Raw genomic sequence first — 19,630 nt, 5'->3', positions numbered from 1 at the left:
CACTAAGTATAGCAATTATGTTATACCTGTTTTCACCACATAATCTCAATTCCACAGAAGTATGTAGTATACTTATTCGCGGTTGAACCTGAAAATCCTCTCCAGCTTTAACAAATTAATGGTTGGCAATTTACACCAAGCTTGCTACTCTCGAGAACTTGAGCCCTGCCGGAGCAGCGGGTTGACTGTAGACACTACGATACCATCACGGATATAGATTCTAGGAACACGATGCGAAATCATACAAGTAATCTCATAATTGACCGTACCCAACCAGTCAGCATGCTCCTCTGCGGTTATCCGTTCCGTGCCTTGCATACCCAGAATAACTACTTCTTCCTCACTATGAATATCGGCAAGCCCCGTCACATTCACCATGCACTGATCCATGCAAATTCTGCCGACGACCGGAACCCGCTCCCCTTTTACAAGAACCTGAGCCTTCCCAGTCAACATGCGTGAATAACCGTCAGCATATCCAATAGGCAAAGTTGCAATCGTTTCTTCTTCAGTGGTACGGTATATCGTCCCATAGCTGATGCCTGAATCGGGTGGTATTGTTTTCACCATGACAACCCCGCTCTTGATGCTTAGTACAGGCTGCAGCTCAATCAGTTTATGATTAACCTCTTTAGACGGATACATCCCATACATGCTAATACCCAGACGTACCATATTATACGTTAGCTCAGGCGAATCAATTGCCGCAGCGCTGTTACCTGCATGCACATATGCAAATTCTATCCCTCGGTCGCGAAAATATTGCACTACCCGGTCAAACCTCTGATGCTGCTCTATGGTAAAGGTTTTATCTGTTTCATCCGCACATGCATAATGGGTAAACAGCCCCTCGATATTCAGTCCCGGGATCGCAAGCGCCCTCTCGATAAGCTCAATAGCCTCAGCTTCCGTAGACAAGCCCAGTCGATTCATCCCTGAATCGATTTTCACATGAATAGACAGCGGCTTCTCTCGTGGCTCTAAACGTTCAAAAGCATCCAATACCCCATGGCTGTACACATTAACCGTTATATCGTATTCCCAAGCCGCCTCAAGGCCTTCTGGAGGTGTATAGCCCAATACCAAGATCGGTGCTGTAATACCAGCCTGGCGCAATTCCAAGCCCTCATCCAAAAAAGCTACCGCTATGTACTCAACACCACAGCGAAGCGCCTCCCGGCTAACCTCGACGGCTCCATGCCCGTAAGCGTCCGCTTTGACCACAGCCATCATTTTTACATGTGCAGGCAGTACCCGCCTAAATTCATTCAAATTGGTTCGTAAAGCATCCAATGAAATTTCTACCCTCGTTGGCCGAAAAAACGAATCCATAAGTCCACCTTCTCTATGACAATCAAGGGAAGCCCCCTGTACAGGGAGCTTCCCCCTCAACGTGCCGTATGATGATTTTTTCAATAAACTTATGGTAATCCCATCTCACACGAGTGTCAATGTACAAAATATTGAATAGGAAATTATCAGGGAAACGTTAGTTGCATTTTCGGTAATGATATCCAGCGGACTTATTTATAGAAACAATTTGCTTCCGGCATTAAACAATCATCCTATTGAAAGGAGCAGCTCATTTCCCTCACTTGCCCATTTCGCCCTGTACAGCTTGAGCTACCTTAATCATCTCTGTCATCGGGAGATCCCCGGTTGAGAGTCTGAACTCCACACCGTCGTAAGTCCACATTAATGTCTTTTTCTCGTCACCCGTTACAACCGCCAAGGTGTAGCCCAAGTCTACGATATCCCCTGGAAGAACCGACACGGTCTGTGTTTGAGGATGTGATTCCACCAATGTATAGTTATATTTGCCTGAGTAGCGCAGCATTACCGCTTTCTCTTCGCCAAGCTTAATCTCATTAACATCCTGGCGCTTTACACCGCTAGGTGTATAGTAAGGCTCTATCACTCCGAATTGCTTCTGAGCGGCTGCCTTTTGCTTGGCTGCATCTGCCGGAGTGACCGCTGCGGCTGTGCCGGTAGCAGCAGCTCCTGCCTTGCTCTGCGCTCCATTGCTGGTTGTAGCTGCTGCCGGCGCTCCGCCGTTGGCTCCAGCGCCTGGTGCCGCTGCCGCTCCTGCCTTGGTGCCCGCGGCTTGCCCTGCTGCCGCAGTGCCTGCGCCTGTCGCTTGGCCCGCTGGGGCGCCGGTGGCTGCTGCCGGACCTGCAGCCTTGCCTTGGCCTGCGGCACCGTCCTTGCCTGCCGCCGTTCCAGTAGCTGCGGCGGCTCCAGTTCCCGCTGCGGCACCGCTGCCCGCGGTTCCCGCGCTTGCTCCTTGCCCTGCTGCCGCCCCTGTGGCGCCTGCTGGACCTGCCGCTGCGCCAGCTGCCCCGGCCTTGCCGCTACTTGCAGCTGTTGTTCCGGCTTTGCCGGCATCAGCTGCCTTAGCATCGCCCGCTGGAGCGGCTGCCATAGTTGGCAAAGTCTCGATCTTCCAGCTAGTCATGTTGCGCTGCATATCGAACGAATCCTTTTCAAACTTCTTACTAAACTCAAACTGATTGAAATCCACAATTACCATGACATTTGCATTGGAGTCGGATACTTCAACGTGCTGAGGAGCATAAGTCTTTTTATCCAACCAAATCTTCTGCCGCGCCAACGAACCGTTCTGATAATTCGCCAACACATCGAACACATACCCTTTATCATCTGTTGTAAATTGACGCTCATTATCCAGTAGAATGCTCTGAACCAAAGACTGATACAAATACACCTGCCCTTGATTCTCTGGCCAATCACTCTGGAAGCGGAAGCTCTTGTTCAAATGCGGCGTCAAAACAAATACTCCATCATCGTTGCGCAGCACGATCTGTGTGATATCCTTCTTATCATTTTTCAAAGAAATACGGTAATAATGAGGGTTCTGATACCATACATCCACTTGATACTCCTGCGGCTCCTGACCCGTATGCAGGATCATACGCCCGCTGCCTTGATAACTGTCCAACTTGTTCAACATCGTGTCCAAATCCTTAACTACTGATCCTGCATCCTTCTTGCCGCACCCCGCCAACACAAGGCTCAAGCACATCACTAAGGCAATCACCCACGTGACTCGCCGCATTTCAATCCCCTCCAGCACATAGTAAATAGCAACTGATAACATGTCTATGTGGGGACTTGGACAATTATGCAGACTAGCATGACGAGCTGTAAAACTTTTGATGGGGTGAATATTATTGCCATACTTCGAAGGCGTCTTGGACTATCGTCCTTGCAGCATACAGAAAAGAGAGAAGCGCTCGGCCTCTCCCTTTTAGGTCTATTGCAAGTATGGGGTTTAGATGGAACAAGCCTAAGAAACCTAGTTTTTCGCTGTTGCAGTTGAGGTCCTGACAACCAATTCAGGTTTGTATATGACCGATTGTAACTGGGAACCTTGCTGTTTCCCTTCAATCAAGTCAACAATCAATTTAGCTGCGTCCAGTCCCATGGTTCTTTTCGGATGTATAACCGATGTGAGCTTCACTTCCGACATTTCTGCCAAATAAGAATCATCGTATCCGACTACAGAAATATCTTCAGGGACATTAATATTTAATTCCCTTAAAAAATTAATGATGTAAAGGGCAATCGCATCGTTATAACTAAAAATGGCTGTTACATCATTATTATGGTTGTTAAATAGATTTTTTATTTCACTTTGAATCTTCTCTCTTGGGTCCTCTGTATTATAAGATATAATCAGTCCTGGAATTATTGGCAAGTTATGAACTCGGTGGGCCCGAATAAACCCGTTCATCCTATTGACGCCTTGCAAGTCATCCGCCTTAAAAATGCCAATGATCTTTTTATGACCCAGCTGAATTAAATGTTCTGTTGCAAGAAATCCTCCCTGCTCCTCATCCATAGTTAGGCTAGGCGCTTGCAGTTGTGGATATAAGGCATTTAACATGACATAGGGGATATGGTTTGTTTCCATATTTAAATAATAGTTGATATTTGGGTTATAGATCGCGCTTTTAGTGGGTTCAACAATTATGGCATCTACATTTCGGGCTAAAATAGAATCTATGCATTTCTTCTCTTTTTCTATGTTGTTATTAGTGCTCGTTAAAATAAACATATAATCCGTACTGCTCAAATACGACTCGATTCCTCTTATGATGGAGGAAAAAATATATTCAGAGATATACGTAGTGATTACACCAATAGTCTTGTATGAATGAGACTTGCTTCTTTTAGATGCATCCGCACAAAAAGTCCCCTTCCCCTGCCATCGGTAAATCCACCCTTCTTTCTCTAAATCCCCTATTGCTTGCCGAACCGTATGGCGGCTAACATCAAACCTCTCCATAATGTCGTTCTCAGTGCCAATTTTTTCGTGAGCCGAAACTTTGCCATGCAAAATCCAGGACTTTATCTCGTCTTTCACCAATACATATTTTGATTTCATAAAAATCCCCTAGCATACAAACCATTATTTTAAAGCTTCTGTCATATCCTTTTGAGCTTTTTCCAAAGCCTTTTCAGCTGTCATCGATCCATTAATAGCTATTGGATCCATGATCTCACCATAGATTTGGTTTATTTGCTGGAAACGGATAGATGTCTCATCATCTGCCATTTTAGGATCGATGGTTTTAACGATATTGAGAATTAAGTCCATCTCTTTTTGGAAACTGGTATATTTTAAGCCCTCATTGATAAGACTTGTGCGTACAGGAATAAAGTTAGAAGCCTCAGCAAATGCTTTCATATTAGCTTTATTAGTCAAATAGTCAATAAAGATTGCCGCTGCATTTGGATATTTGGTGCCTGCGTAAGCGAAGATTGAATTACCGCCCATATCCGAGCCGCTTTTCCCCTTAACTTGAGGCATATAAGTAACTCCCCAATTCCCTGGCATGTTTTCTTCCATGTAAGAGAGATGCCAGCTGCCGGAAAACGTAAACGCTATTTTCTTAGCAACAAAAAGCAAATTAGATGCCGGTTCCTGCGTAAACCCGGTCTTCACCACGAGCTTTTCCTTCTGCCATGTTTCATAAAGCTTTGTAGCCGCAAGAGCTTCCGGTGAATTGATAGTAATAGATTTCATATCTTTACTCAGAACCGATCCGCCGTTCATGTAGATAAATGGAAGGTAACGGTAACCGGAGCCATTCTCCCAAATCCCACCAAAAGCATATTCTAAATTATTGTCTGCTTTAAGCTTACGTGCATTGGCCGTAAGTTCATCCCACGTCCAACCGTCTGTTGCATTTTTAGGAATTCTTATTCCTGATTTCTCGAACATAGCCTTATTGTAGAAAATAGCCATTGTATCCGTATGATGAGGCATAGCTACAAGTTTACCGTTGTAGGTTACAGCTGAACGAAATGCGGGAACCAGGTCGTTAAGACTTTCTTCGGAAATTTTCCCTTTAAGGTCAAGCATTACATTGTTCTCTTTAAATTTTCCAAGTCTTTGATACGTGTAGCGTACAATGTCAGGCCAATCGTTACCGGCAATTCTTGTGTCTAGGGTTTGTCTAAACGTATTGGATGGATAAACCTGTGGTTCTAATTTAATTTCCGGATGATCTTTTGCAAAATTCTTGATCATGAGATCCCAACCCGCTTTATCAGATGAGGATGATTCCCAATAGGCTACCTTAAGTACGGCATCTTTCTCTGCAGCTCCGTTACCTGCCGTTTCTGTTCTACCGCCTGAAGGTGTACTGCACGCGGCCACGGAAATGACCATACCCAAGGCGCAAAACGTTGACAGCGCTCTCTTAAATGGATGAACTGACATTTTCTTCTCCTCCTTTTAATAGATAACCAACTAACCATCACATCTTTGCGGTTCATTAAAAAAGCCGTATCAGCTAGCCCTTAATGCCTGTATGAGTTATTCCCTGCACAAATTGCTTCTGAAAAGCGAAGAATACGATTATAACAGGAATTATCGAGATAAGAGCAGCACTCATCAGGTCGTTCCAATTAACATAATTCACTCCATTTAACATCGATAAACCAAGCTGTACCGTGTACATCTTTTTATCTGAAAGTATGATTAACGGCCACTGAAAATCATTCCAACGCCACATGACTGTGAATATAACCAGAACACCAAGAAGAGGTTTTACGTTCGGAAAAACAATCTTGCTAAATATATGAAACTCACTTGCACCATCCATACGACCCGATTCAATAAGCTCATCCGGTATTTCAGACATGAACTGACGGGAAAGGAACAATCCGAATGCCTCCGCACAAGTAGGCAGAATGAGTCCTGCATATGTATTCAGCAAACCCAGCTTAGATACGATAATAAAGTTAGGGATCATGGTTACCTGAATTGGAATCATCAATGTGCTCAATACGATTAAGAACATGAGCTCCTTGCCCTTAAATTTATATTTAGCAAATGCGTACCCCGCAAGGAGATTAATAAAAACGGTAATAAGGGTTGCAATGGAAGTAACGATGATACTATTTTTAAAATAGGTGGGGAAATCGGTTGCGGACATTGATTTGGCAAAGTTTCCCCACAAAAACTCACCCGGCCATAGTTTAGGAGGAAATTCAAAGATTTCACCCACAGGCTTTACTGCCGTTACAAACATCCAATAGAAGGGAAACAGAACAATAATAGATACGATCACCATTAGTACGTAAGTGAACATATATGAGGCTTTTGGTGGCCGTATTAGCTGTGTTTTTTCATTTTTTATCATACGTTCTCCTTGTTTGATTTAAGTCTGAACAGAGTAAATGCCATAAGAATTAGAAATAAAATAACACCTGATGCAGATGCGCGACCAAAATAGTTCAGCTTAAATGCAGTATCATAAACATGCATGACAAGAGTTGTTGTTGCATTTAGAGGACCACCTTTGGTCATAACATAAATCAGATCAAATGAACGGAAGGAGTGAATGACAACCGTTATTAAGATGAAAGTATGAATAGGCTTAAGGAGAGGCATTGTTATAAAGCGAAATTTTTGCCACGAGTTTGCACCGTCAATGGTGGCGGCCTCATAATACTCTGGGGATATTCCTTGAAGTGCCGCCAAATAAATGACCATGTTATACCCTATTCGACTCCAGAGAGTACCTACGATGATCATTACCATCGCCATATTGGGATTTGTTGACCAGCCAATCGATTTTATACCAAAAGAATTGAGAATATAGTTAATGAATCCCAGTTGATCATTGAACAACCATACAAAAACCATACCAACTACAACAGATGAGATTATGGAGGGAATGAACAACACGCTACGGAAGAACGATCTGAATTTAATTTTTTGATTTAATAAAAGTGCAAACATAAGTGACATTATCATTAGAATAGGAACGGTTGCTACCGTGAATAAGATGGTCACCCAAACAGACTTTCTGAATACCTCATCACCCAAAAGATACAAGTAATTATCAAATCCTATAAATACGGGACTACCCATTCCTCCCCATTTGACAAGGCTATAGTAGAAGGTCATGAAAATCGGAATGATCATAAAGCATAAAAACAGAAGCATATTTGGCAAAATAAAAAGATAAGGAACTACTTTTATATCATTCCAAAACGGTTCTTTATTTTTCACATACAAATTTGTTCACCTACTAACTTTATTATTCGTTTTCGCTACAGGTTGATATCATTTGTAAGCTTTCTTCATTTATGCCCATTAATCGAAGCTCCTTCGTATTTTGGAACTCCTGAACAGCTAAGATATCCATCATCATGCGGTCTTATAACCCCCTATGCTTCGAGCACCAATCATTGCAATTTAGGATTTAGCTAACCTCCAAAGTAATCTGCCCCCTTATTTATACGTACAAATCAAATCTTTTCTTATCGTTTTTTGAAAGTTATACGTATAAATGAATTCGCTTTCAATGTATGTCGAATGAAATATAAATATTCCAGACTTTTTGAAATTTGAGTTAGGGGGCTGTATGCATCTCCTGTGCCTGTCTCAGCCCTTTTGTCCGCGATGCTCCCCACCGCACTCTGGTCTTAAGCTGGCGGAACGGTTGGCTCCCTTGCTATTACTGATAGCGTAGAGCACTGACAAGTGCCGTTAAGCTGCCTTAGTCAGGCAGGCCCAGTTTCGCTTTGCTCTGGCACAGTGATTTTTCAACGCTCTCTGTTGTGTTTTTAGTGAATGGCCGTGCTGTACTTTTTAGCTTGACGAGTTGGAACTTTCTCTAATCCATATATCTCTACATGCAGTGACGCAACGCGCGCCCGGGATTCGCTCGCCAACCCCTCATGCCTTTTCCAACGTACGTTTTTGCTGCTTTACTTTCCCTAAAACCAATACACCTGCGACGATGACAACCACTAATCCCCACTTCAAGACTGGATTTACATCAAAAAATCCTTTTAAGAATGGTTCATCAACAATCATTTTGGATGCAGTCCATGCTAAAACACCCGATCCAATAAAAATAATAATCGGATACCGTTCGACCCATTTTAGGATAAGTGTACTCCCCCACACAACGATAGGCACGCTAATCAGCAGCCCCAGTACGACCAACACAAAGTCACCATGAGCTGCCCCCGCAACCGCCAAAACATTATCCAAGCCCATCACTGTATCGGCGATAATTATCGTTTTGATTGCAGCCCACAAGCTAGCCGCGGACTCCACACCATGCTTTTTTTCTTCCACAAGCAGCTTATAGGCAATATAAATGAGCAACAATCCCCCTAAAAGAAGCAAGCCCGGAATCTTAAGCAGCCACACGACAACCAGAGTTAACACTGAACGTACAACAATAGCTCCAACCGTTCCCCACAAAATAACTTTCTTTTGCTGATCCCGGGGCAAATTTCTTGCAGATAATCCGATAACAATTGCATTGTCCCCCGCTAGCACAAGGTCTATGACGACAATTGCGAGTAAAGCAGACCAAAATTCGGATGTGAATATTTCCATTAGTAATCGCTCCTTTTGTGCAAAATCATATCCGTACATAAGGTACTGCTGCATAGAAGTGAATCCTGCTTTGAGGCAAGGTCATAAGATTCGGGCATTAAAAAGGACTTTTTCAACCGTCACTTATCCTCTGAACGCTGAACGGTGACATACATGGTCGCTAGTGTGCATCACGTAGTTACTTTTGCTATTAGTTTCTTCATATGCCTCACAAGTATTCACAAGCTACTGTTTCCGCCAAACTTCTGTGACATCAATGATGAAAACTTAATGCCTTAGAGGCGCTAATACTGTAGTCTCGCCTAGGTGTAGAAATTCTGCCGCTATCTCCTCTCTACCATTAGAACTCTACCATTCCGACATCCCCCGTTGTCTTTTGCTACTAACGTCATAACCTTTCCATTTGGTGCTGTCTCACTGACGGTATGAGAACTTTAGCGTCCTTGGCAGCTGCTGCAATAAAAAATCCTATAACCGGGTGGTTATAGGAGCGAGTTACGAATAATTATTTTGTGTAAACATTATCTTCTTTTTAACCTAAAATTAAAATATAATAAAAGCATACTACTATTAGTAAGGGGATTCCGTACATGTCATCTTTTGTATCCGTTATTGGTACTGTTTTTGTTGATTGCAAAGGTTTTTCAAAAAACGAATACATACCCACAGGCCGCAATCTCGGCAGCATTCAATTTGTTCATGGGGGCGTTGGACGCAACGTTGCTGAAAATCTGACAAACCTAGACCTCGCTACTTCTTTTGTTTCGACAGTGGATAGCACAGGACTCGGCGATGAGATCATTCAACGTCTAAAAAAATCCAATGCTCACACCGAATATCTGGGTAAAATTAATCAGGGCATGGGAATGTGGTTAGCTGTATTGGATGAGAACGGCAACCTGGCCGGTTCCATTTCGCAAATGCCGCAGTTGGATGAGCTTGAGAGAATTATCGACAACTCAGGTAAAAAGATTGTTCAGCAATCCACCCATATTGTTCTGGAGCTAGACCTCAATGAACAAATTTCCAAAAGAGTTGTCGAACTATCCTTGCAGGAAAATAAGCCGGTCTTCGGCATTCCAGGGAACTTAGATGTTATTTTATCCAATATGTCGCTTCTTAATCAGCTTGAGTGCTTCATTTGCAATGATATCGAGGCGGGACGCCTTTTAGGAAAAAATATCGACAACTTGAACCAAAATGAATTGATTCAGGAGTTGATCTCCTTCGTGGATTCCTCCGGCTTGCGTTCAATGGTGATCACATTAGGAGAGAACGGCTCCATTTACTATGATTCAAGAAGCAAAGAATCCGGCTACCAGCCTGTATTCCCTGTTAAGCTAGTGGATTCCAGCGGCGCTGGTGATGCATTTTTCTCGGGAACTGTGATGGGACTTGTTAGAGGGTTAACGCTTAAAGAAGCTGTTGTTTGTGGAACGAAGGTTGCTGGTTGGACTATTGAGTCTCAGGAGAATAATTGTCCTGATTTGCGGGTGAAGTTTAAGCAGGATGAGTATTTTCAGGGGTTGTTGGTGAAGAAGTAATAAAAAGAGGGGCCATAGCCCCTCTTTTTATTTTGATGTTGCAGCCTCCTGTGAAGCAGCTAAAATCTCCGCTCCAGCTTTAAGCAGATCAGCCTTGTCTGTCTGTTCCCAAGGAACATTCAGATCATTACGGCCAAAATGTCCGTAAGCTGCAGTTTGACGATAAATCGGCCGACGTAAGTCAAGCATTTTAATAATACCAGCCGGTCTTAGATCAAAATGCTCTCTAACAAGTTTAACCATCAGCTTATCACTGATTGTACCAGTACCAAAAGTATTCACAGCAATTGAAACAGGTTTAGCTACACCGATAGCGTAGGCAAGCTGTACTTCGCATTTGTCAGCCAACCCTGCGGCCACAATATTCTTCGCTACATAGCGTGAGGCATAAGCAGCGGAACGGTCTACTTTAGTTGGGTCCTTACCCGAGAAAGCTCCTCCGCCATGACGTGCATATCCACCATAAGTGTCAACGATGATTTTTCTGCCTGTTAAGCCAGCATCACCTTGAGGTCCACCAATTACAAAACGGCCTGTAGGATTAATGAAGTAGTTCGTATTCTCATCAATAAATTCATGAGGCACAACAGATTTAATAATATGCTCATGCATATCTTCTTTAATTTGTTCCAAAGTCACATCCGGACTGTGCTGAGTAGAAATAACAATCGTTTCAATTCGAACCGGCTTCTCCCCTTCATACTCGACAGTAACCTGAGTTTTTGCATCAGGGCGCAAGTAAGTTAGGGTGCCATTTTTTCTGATTTCAGCTAAACGACGAGCCAATTTATGTGACAGAGCAATAGGAAGCGGCATAAGCTCAGGTGTCTCATTGCAAGCAAACCCAAACATAAGTCCTTGGTCCCCTGCTCCAATCGCGTCAATATCATCTTCGCTCATTTGTCCTTCACGTGCTTCTAGTGCATTATTAACACCCATAGCGATATCTGGGGATTGCTCATTAATCGCCGTTATAACAGCACTTGTCTCGGAATCAAAACCAAACTTAGCGCGTGTATACCCAATTTCCTTAATTGTTTGTCTTACTACTTTGTTGTAATCCACTTTTGCTGTTGTAGTAATTTCACCAGTTACCAGAAGCAAGCCAGTTGAAGTCGCAGTCTCACAAGCTACACGTGCATTAGGATCCTGTTCTAAGATCGCATCCAAAATCGCATCGGAAATTTGATCACACATTTTATCTGGATGCCCTTCAGTAACTGACTCTGACGTAAATAAGTGTCTATCTTCATTCATCTAGTTCATCTCTCCAATACTAGTTATTCAGCCCAGCTGGACAAATATTCTTCTTGTTTTTGAGACAGCTTATCGATCTTTAAACCTAGTGTTTCTAGTCTTAGATAAGCAACATAACGATCTAATTCACTTGGAACTGGTTGAACTTTTGGACCTATGGACTTGCTGTTTTGGACTACATGTTTTAAAGAAAGAGCTTGCAAAGCAAACGTCAAATCCATTACTTCTGCAGGATGTCCGTCTCCCGCGGCCAAGTTCACTAAACGACCGCCAGCCAGAAGATACAATTTACGACCGTCCTTCATCTCATACTCATCTATGTTCTTACGAACTTCACGGACACTTACAGCTCTTGCTGCAAGATCGTTTTTGTTCACTTCAATATCAAAATGACCAGCATTACACATGATAGCTCCGTCTTTCATAACATCAAAATGCTCGTCAGCAATAACATCACGGTTACCAGTAACCGTAACATAGAAATCACCATGCTTAACCGCCTCGATCATCGGCATTACAGTAAAACCGTCCATGTAGGCTTCAATCGCTTTAATAGGGTCGATTTCCGTGACTATAACCTGTGCTCCAAGACCTTTTGCACGCATAGCCACGCCCTTACCGCACCAGCCATATCCAACTACTACAACCGTCTTTCCAGCGACAACTAAATTAGTAGTTCTATTTATTCCATCCCAAACGGATTGTCCGGTACCATAACGATTATCAAATAAATATTTGCAATATGCATCATTAACAGCCATCATTGGAAATTGAAGCTTACCTTCATTTTCCAGAGCTTTAAGACGGATAATCCCTGTAGTTGTCTCTTCACAGCCACCAATGATCTCTTTTGTTTGTTCCAAACGCTGGCTATGCAAAATGCTTACAAGATCCCCACCATCATCAATGATAGCATTTGGTCTGAAATCCAAAGCTTTATTAATATGCATATGGTATTCTTCATCCGTTACATTGTACCAAGCGTAGGCTGTTATTCCGCTTTCAACAAGAGCCGCGACAACATCATCTTGAGTTGATAGCGGATTGCTTCCGCATACTGCGACCTCAGCTCCACCGGCTTGTACAACTTGAGCCAAATAGCCGGTTTTTGCTTCTAAGTGAAGGCAGATCGTTACTTTTAGTCCTTTGAATGGTTGTTCTTTCTTAAACTGTTCTTCGATTGTGTTGAGTAGAGGCATGTGCGCTTTAACCCAGTCGAGTTTTAGCTTGCCTTGTGGTGCTAGGTTGATGTCTCGGATTAGTGAATTGTTAACTGTACTCATAAATAAAAACTCCCTTATTATTTCTTCTTACCAATATAAGTAAATCCTGATGATAAATTTTTTGCCATTGGATGATGAATTAATATAATATCTAAAAATTTTATTGGAAAAGTTATTACCATCATTAATATGTAAATGAATGAGTGCAATGGTTTAATTCCAAAAGACAATACAATAGCAATCCATTCCTGAAAGGCCCATAAAAAACCAGATGTAGGTCCCCCGCTGCTTCTTAACTCTATACATTCAAAATCCTTATAGAGCACTTTCATTCCTTCAAAAGTTCTTCTTGAAAAGTCATATGGAGATGCATGAAATCCTTGCATAAAAGGAAAAAAAGAATAAACTAATCCATTGGGTTTCAGTACTCTATTAATTTCGTTAACAACAGCTTCAGGATTTGGAACATGTTCCAAAACAGCAACGTTAAGAATAATATCTACAGAATTATCTCGTAGAGGTAGCATTGAAATATCACAAGTTAAATCAACTGATTCATACTTAAATATATCTACATTAGAAATATTATTTGATACATTTGAACTACCAGAACCTAAATTTAGTGCAACGATATTTTTTCCTTCAATATGCTTATTAATAAATTTGATTAAATGCCTATCAGTATAGACAGGACTAACTAAATAAATAAGAAAGTTATAAATGACGCTAAAACTTTTTAAAAAATGTTTTATCTTGTCGAGTGGGTCTATAATATCGCCCTCTTCTAGTTTAACAAAATAATATTTACCTTCATGCTGTTCATATTTATTGTTGCAATCCATACAAATGATATTTTTGTTGATTTCCAACCTACTTGACTTACAAATTGGACATATCAAAATACTACTATCTAATCGTTTACTCATTGACGGTGGTCCCCTTACTAAATTAACGATTAACCGAATAATTTGATTTACAAGAACTAGAGGCAGGCACAATGAAAAAATAAATTTATATAGATTGATTCGATAAGATATCAATCTATATAATAGGTTTAAAATAAGTTTATTTTATTAAGATAAACCTTAAATATTTAAATAGACCCTCACTAAGAGGATTTATTTTTTGTAGATATCCCTCTATCGTTTCGGCTGCTTCGAAGGAAACCCCATGCATAATACTACCTTGACCAAGGTACCATTGATAGTTCACATCACACTTACTAAAGCCAATATCTAAGCTAGTCTGCTTAAATTCATGCGGGTCAATACCACCTAGTATATTCTTGATATATTCAGCTTTATTAAATATCTCCTTGTCAATTCCAAATTCTTTTTGAACAATTTCGTCTGTATGTAATACGGAGTTTATTTCCTTTTTTACTAGATCTGATAAATCGCTTACTTTCTCTTCATTAATTTCAGAAATTGCTTTCCAGAATAATTTATTAGGTTCTAAATCAATATAAAAAATACCTCCTGGTTTTAATACTCGAAAAGCTTCCTTAAGAATGGCTTCATAATTTTCAACATGATGGATAAACGAATATGCAGTAACAATATCAAAATAATCATTATTGAATGGCAAATTTTCTGCTGGGATATTATGCAAAGTAATATTTCCACTCGAGATATCTACTTTATCCAACATAGCTTTTGTTACATCAACACCATGTATTTCCTCAAATAAGTCTTTAGCAAGATTTATAATAAAACCAGTTCCACAACCTAAATCTAAATGCTTCTTCCCTCCCTTATTTCTCAATTCTTTTAATATATTCTTAACTTTAGCCTGATTTTCTGGACGAAAATGTGGCTCGCTATTATATTGATCTGCCATGATTGTATGAACCTCGATGTTAGCTTTTATTATTTCTGAACTCATGTTATTATCTCCTCTACATTTTGTTGTTTATTTAAATAAAATGTTGCCTTATGTTACAAATAGACTTTATCATTCCTGATTTGGTTTATACAATCTCAAATCATCTTCAACAAAAAATTCATCTAAACTAGTCGGTAATCTCGTATCAAAACCTATTATTCTTCTAGCCTGCTCATTTAACTGATTACTTATATTTTGGGGAATCATTCGAACCCAGTCCATCCTTTGCTTCATATAAGGGCGACATATGTTCATTGTTAGTGAATGTCTCCACCTATTTGTAGTATTCTCACCAGCACGATGCCACAATCTTGCATTAAATACTATTAGCGCACCTTTTTCACAAGTAAGCTGTGAACAATGTTTTTCAAAAAATTCTTGGGATGGTACTTCAGGACTATTATGCGACCCAGGCAAAACTTTGGTTCCGCCATTTTCTATGGTGAATTCATCTAGCGCCCATATTACTCCTATATTTGAAACATGATTAGGAATAAATCTTGGACTATCTACATGCAATCTACTTCCATAATTATTCCCTTCGGGGGGGAGGGAGGAAGAGGTAAAAGCATACATAATCCAAAAATTACTAATAATAGCTGCGACTATATCCTGTAGACGTGAGTCCTCTAGTAACCTGCTGAAGAAAATATCCTGACATAAAAGATCATGGATTAAATACCGGTCTAACATACTTCTTTTTGCTCCAACAGGTTTGTAATTTTCAATAGCATAAACTAGCAAATTCTTTAATCTTTCAATAGTTTCATCATCCAAAAAATTAGGAAAAATGCTATAACCTCTAATCTGCATATTATACTTATGTTCTAGTATTTCATTTTCTGAAATATTGCGCATATTCTCAAAATTAATCATTACTTTCTCCCTCCAATGTATTTTCTTTATCAAAAAAGTCTTTAACTATAGTATATGGTCGTTGTTTAACCTCAGTAAAAATTTTAGATATATATATTCCTACTAGCCCTATACTGAAAATTACAATACCGCCTACCAACCAAATTGAGACTATCACAGAAGTCCAACCCTGCATACTAACCCCAAAAAATAGTTGCCTAGTTAAAAGATAAAGTATAAATATTAAAGAAGCAATTGATATCATTACTCCAAAGTGGAAAATAAATTCTAATGGTTTATTCGAGAAGGAAGTTAGCGCGTTAACCATTAAATTTATTTTTTTATTTAGTGTATAAGTAGATGGACTAGTACTGTATTTTTTTATAGTCATTGGTGACTGATTGAACCCCGATATGCTCCATAAACCCATTAAAAAAATTTCTCTTTCTTGATGAGACACTAAGGCTTTTACGTATGACTTCCTCATTAATCTAGACATTGCTGAATTTTCAACAACCTTCTCACTTGAGAGTAAATTATAAATCTTATAGAATAGATTTCCTGTAATCTTCTCCACAAAATCTCCTCTCCGTGACTCTTGAACACCATAAATAACATCAGCAGAGGAATTATTAGTCATTTCCACCCAAAATTTTTCTAAAAGTTCTGGGTCTTCCTCCAGGTCGCTGTCTATAAGAAATACTAAATCACCTTTGGAATATTTTAATCCTGTCATAATGGCCTTATGATGTCCAAAGTTTTTTGACAAATTAATCACTTTAACTTTATTATCTTTTTTATGTAGTTCTATAGATAATTCCAATGAATTATCAGGTGAACCATCATTAACAAATATTATCTCGTATTCTTCTGTAAGCTTTTTCACAACAGCAGATATCCGCTCATAAAATTCGTTAATATAAGGAGATGATCGATATAACGTAGTAACTATTGATAGTTTCATTTGAACATCCCTATCCAAGTGTTTATTTATCTTTACTACAATACATATTTTCAAACAAGAAATCATATTACAATAGATTGAATTGAATTTATGAGAGAATTTTATTCGAACTTACCTATCCCTACCATAATATTTAAATATTAGATTGCAAATTAGCTCTATTTGGTCGCTATGTAAATCATAAAAAAAAGGTAATCTTAATAATCTTTCACTTTCTTTGGTTGTAAATTCATCATTTCCCTGAAACACACCATACTCATTTCCAGCTATTGAAGAATGCAATGGTACATAGTGGAAGGTGGCAATAACATTGTTTTTTCTTAAATAATCTATCAAATTCGTTCTTTCATGTATATTTTTTGTTTTTATATAGAACATATGAGCATTATGTTCACAGTGTTCTGGAATAAACGGCAAATTAATAAATCCCTCTCTACTTAAGGGAGTTAAAATTTCATAATATTGTCTCCAAGATTTAAGTCTATTTTGATTTACTTCATTCGCCTTCTCGAATTGAGCATATAAATAAGCCGCATTTAGTTCACTAGGCAAATAGGAAGATCCAACATCAACCCAAGTATATTTGTCCACTTGACCTCTTAAAAATTTAGATCTATCTGTACCTTTCTCTCTTATAATTTCCGATCTTTCAATATACTCAAGCTCATTGACAAGCAAAGCCCCTCCTTCACCACAATGATAATTTTTAGTCTCATGAAAACTATAACATCCTAAATGTCCAATTGTACCAAGAGCTTTCCCTTTATAGGTACTCATGACTCCCTGAGCAGCATCCTCTATTATAATAAGATTATTTCTTTTTGCTACTTCCATAATCATATCCATTTCGCAAGAAACCCCTGCATAATGTACTGGAACTATAGCCTTTGTTCGTGGGGTTATGGCTTCCTCTATAAGACGTTCGTTAATATTCATCGTATCCGGTCGTATATCAACAAATTTAATTTTAGCGCCTCTTAAGACGAAAGCATTTGCCGAAGATACAAAAGTATAGGATGGCATAATTACTTCATCATCTTTACTAATTTGAGCTAGTATCGCTGCCATTTCCAATGCATGAGTACAAGATGTAGTCAGTAATGCCTTCATAGTATCAAATTCTTTTTCCATCCATTTGTTGCATTTGTTAGTAAATTCTCCGTCACCACAAAACTTTTTACTCTCTATTAATTTACTAATATTGGTAAACTCATTTCCAACTACAGACGGAATGTTGAAAGGTATCATTTGCTTCTTCCTTTATACTTTTATATTTAAGTTGATCTACTTGTTACAATGACTCCTAAAACTATTAGCAGCAATCCAATTATCTTGTAAGCTGTAACTGGCTCATTAAAAATAAAAATAGATAATATAAAAACTAATACAAAAGATAAAATCATAAAAGGGTATGCATAACTAATATCAAATTTTGTCATTGCAGCCATCCAGAAAAAAGAAGAAATAAAAGCTGAAAAGAGACCAGATAGTATAAATGGATCGAATACAATCTTTATTAAAAAATAAATTTTTTCAAGAAAATCTACTGGAAGACTCCCATACTGATTTACTTTCCATTTTATAATCATTTGACCATACACCGCGAAAAGAATTGTACCAAATATGTAAATATATCCCAAAATATAACACTTCCTTAAATTTTTCAAATCATCTTAACGATCTCTCCAACCCCAAATATAATAAGGTGCATCTGGTCCGACATGAAACAACAAATCTAAGATTGAAACAGAATGTTCAAAAGGAGGATTTACTTGATCATATTCTGGATAGCCCTGATAATCTTTATAGACTAATCTTATACCTTCTTTTTCGAACCTCTCAGTAATAATATAATCTTTAGCAGCTGGCCCCGAAATATAAATATCTCCTTCTACTATTTTCACCAAATCAATTACCCTATCTAGTTTCTTCCCTTGAACATTGTATTCACTAGAGTCACGTATTTCTGTTTTAATACCAAGGAATTCTTTGGATATATGTTTTATTAAGTATTGATTTAATTCAGACAGATAAGACCAATTCTTTTCTAAATAAACATATTCTAAGAAATCTCGATAATATTTAAAATATGAAGTTCTAGAATAACTGGCTTGTAATGATTTCCAGTGTTTTATTTGCCATTTGTTATCGTTAATCTGAACTTGGCAAGTTAATTTATCTAAATGAGCACCAACTGGGATTGTAAGCCAACTGGTTCCATTGTTTGTTTTAATTTTGTTTCTATTTCTCCAATCACCATGAGTATATTGGACATCATCATATAAAATAAATAAATCGCAATCGTTAATAATATCAAAATATCCCTTCCAGGGAATATAATTTGATTGTATTATAGCAATCTTTTTCATAAAGAATTAATTCCCTTCTTATTCTACGAGCTTCTTTTGATAGTACACTTGTCCCGCCTTAATAAAGCTTGATTGAGGGACTACTGTATGATTTACAATTACAGCTCCTGCACCAATAAAGCAACTTTGCTCAGTATAGACGAAACCACAAATAGTTGAGTTTGGTGATAGAAAATTATTTTCCCCTATAATTGAATCATGGTTTATAACTACCCCAGGCCAGACAACAACTAGGTCATTTAGCACACAATTAGTATCAATTATGGCCCCAACCATTATTATAACACCATTTCCTATCTCACAACTTTTGCTAATTAGTGCAGTTGGATGTACTAATGATGCAATATTATACCCATCAACTAAAATTTTTTGGTAAACTTTCCATCTAGCATCAAGATTATTGTAACCAATGGCTATTACTATATCATAAAGATGGGGAGGATATTTTGTTTTGACATCTGAGTATGTTCCAATAACAAATTCACCATCGTTATAATCATCAATAAAACCAACGAATTCATGTCCGCAGTCTTCAACCAAACTTTTTATAACGTAAGCAAAATCTTTGGAACCATAAATTATTATCTTACTCATAAAGTCCCCTTATATTTTAGCTTCAAAAAATTGCATTATATAAATGT

At 39.0% G+C, this 19,630-nt stretch carries 18 protein-coding genes; 1 reads left to right on the top strand and 17 read right to left on the bottom strand.

Features of this window, described 5'->3' with window-relative positions; all coding sequences use genetic code 11:
• Positions 1 to 144: 144 nt before the first annotated feature.
• The 7 genes from alr to NV381_RS32845 all read right to left on the bottom strand — a co-directional run bounded on the left by alr (position 145) and on the right by NV381_RS32845 (position 8,893).
• Entirely contained in the window at positions 145 to 1,332 is a 1,188-nt protein-coding gene (alr, locus tag NV381_RS32875) for an alanine racemase (protein ID WP_258217540.1), read from the bottom strand.
• 259 nt (positions 1,333 to 1,591) lie between these two features.
• Positions 1,592 to 3,076, bottom strand: coding sequence for an outer membrane lipoprotein-sorting protein (locus tag NV381_RS32870; RefSeq protein ID WP_258217539.1), 1,485 nt, complete (start codon positions 3,074 to 3,076; stop codon positions 1,592 to 1,594).
• Positions 3,077 to 3,316: 240 nt separating this feature from the next.
• Entirely contained in the window at positions 3,317 to 4,408 is a 1,092-nt protein-coding gene (locus NV381_RS32865; protein WP_258217538.1) for a GntR family transcriptional regulator, read from the bottom strand.
• A 24-nt stretch (positions 4,409 to 4,432) separates the two neighbouring features.
• On the bottom strand, positions 4,433 to 5,698 hold the full coding sequence (locus tag NV381_RS32860) for an ABC transporter substrate-binding protein (RefSeq protein WP_258217548.1): 1,266 nt from the start codon (positions 5,696 to 5,698) through the stop codon (positions 4,433 to 4,435).
• Between the two features lie 124 nt (positions 5,699 to 5,822).
• Positions 5,823 to 6,674, bottom strand: a complete 852-nt coding sequence (locus NV381_RS32855; protein WP_258217537.1) for a carbohydrate ABC transporter permease — start codon at positions 6,672 to 6,674, stop codon at positions 5,823 to 5,825.
• Entirely contained in the window at positions 6,671 to 7,549 is an 879-nt protein-coding gene (locus NV381_RS32850) for a carbohydrate ABC transporter permease (protein WP_258217536.1), read from the bottom strand. Before NV381_RS32850 ends, NV381_RS32855 begins: the two co-directional genes overlap by 4 nt.
• 669 nt (positions 7,550 to 8,218) lie before the next feature.
• Positions 8,219 to 8,893 (bottom strand): TerC family protein, encoded by a 675-nt coding sequence (locus NV381_RS32845; RefSeq protein WP_258217535.1) that lies wholly within the window; start codon positions 8,891 to 8,893, stop codon positions 8,219 to 8,221.
• Positions 8,894 to 9,483: 590 nt separating this feature from the next.
• On the opposite strand from NV381_RS32845, the gene NV381_RS32840 reads away from it, so the two are divergent.
• Positions 9,484 to 10,437 (top strand): PfkB family carbohydrate kinase, encoded by a 954-nt coding sequence (locus NV381_RS32840; protein ID WP_258217534.1) that lies wholly within the window; start codon positions 9,484 to 9,486, stop codon positions 10,435 to 10,437.
• Between the two features lie 27 nt (positions 10,438 to 10,464).
• Here the strand turns inward: NV381_RS32840 and metK are convergent, their stop codons facing one another.
• The 10 genes from metK to NV381_RS32790 form a co-directional block, all read right to left on the bottom strand.
• A complete protein-coding gene (gene metK / locus NV381_RS32835; protein WP_258217533.1) occupies positions 10,465 to 11,694 on the bottom strand; it encodes a methionine adenosyltransferase in 1,230 nt (409 codons plus the stop codon).
• A gap of 23 nt (positions 11,695 to 11,717) precedes the next feature.
• Positions 11,718 to 12,977 carry an adenosylhomocysteinase gene (locus tag NV381_RS32830; RefSeq protein ID WP_258217532.1) on the bottom strand — a complete coding sequence of 420 codons (1,260 nt, stop codon included), beginning with the start codon at positions 12,975 to 12,977 and terminating at the stop codon, positions 11,718 to 11,720.
• 17 nt (positions 12,978 to 12,994) lie between these two features.
• The gene (locus NV381_RS32825; RefSeq protein WP_258217531.1) at positions 12,995 to 13,843 is read right to left on the bottom strand and encodes a class I SAM-dependent methyltransferase; all 849 of its coding nucleotides are present in this window, start codon (positions 13,841 to 13,843) and stop codon (positions 12,995 to 12,997) included.
• 139 nt (positions 13,844 to 13,982) lie between these two features.
• A complete protein-coding gene (locus tag NV381_RS32820; RefSeq protein WP_258217530.1) occupies positions 13,983 to 14,801 on the bottom strand; it encodes a class I SAM-dependent methyltransferase in 819 nt (272 codons plus the stop codon).
• Positions 14,802 to 14,870: 69 nt separating this feature from the next.
• Positions 14,871 to 15,677, bottom strand: a complete 807-nt coding sequence (locus NV381_RS32815; protein ID WP_258217529.1) for a phytanoyl-CoA dioxygenase family protein — start codon at positions 15,675 to 15,677, stop codon at positions 14,871 to 14,873.
• Positions 15,670 to 16,620, bottom strand: a complete 951-nt coding sequence (locus NV381_RS32810; protein WP_258217528.1) for a glycosyltransferase family 2 protein — start codon at positions 16,618 to 16,620, stop codon at positions 15,670 to 15,672. Before NV381_RS32810 ends, NV381_RS32815 begins: the two co-directional genes overlap by 8 nt.
• A 111-nt stretch (positions 16,621 to 16,731) precedes the next feature.
• On the bottom strand, positions 16,732 to 17,868 hold the full coding sequence (gene rffA, locus NV381_RS32805) for a dTDP-4-amino-4,6-dideoxygalactose transaminase (protein ID WP_258217527.1): 1,137 nt from the start codon (positions 17,866 to 17,868) through the stop codon (positions 16,732 to 16,734).
• A gap of 26 nt (positions 17,869 to 17,894) precedes the next feature.
• A complete protein-coding gene (locus NV381_RS32800; protein WP_258217526.1) occupies positions 17,895 to 18,209 on the bottom strand; it encodes an EamA family transporter in 315 nt (104 codons plus the stop codon).
• 84 nt (positions 18,210 to 18,293) lie between these two features.
• Positions 18,294 to 18,989 (bottom strand): WbqC family protein, encoded by a 696-nt coding sequence (locus NV381_RS32795; RefSeq protein ID WP_258217525.1) that lies wholly within the window; start codon positions 18,987 to 18,989, stop codon positions 18,294 to 18,296.
• Between the two features lie 18 nt (positions 18,990 to 19,007).
• A complete protein-coding gene (locus tag NV381_RS32790; protein WP_258217524.1) occupies positions 19,008 to 19,583 on the bottom strand; it encodes a hypothetical protein in 576 nt (191 codons plus the stop codon).
• Between the last annotated feature and the right edge of the window lie 47 nt (positions 19,584 to 19,630).

It is taken from the genome of Paenibacillus radicis (ex Xue et al. 2023) (assembly GCF_024722015.1).
Taxonomy (GTDB): domain Bacteria; phylum Bacillota; class Bacilli; order Paenibacillales; family NBRC-103111; genus Paenibacillus_S.
This window is presented reverse-complemented; position numbering and strand designations above follow the sequence as displayed.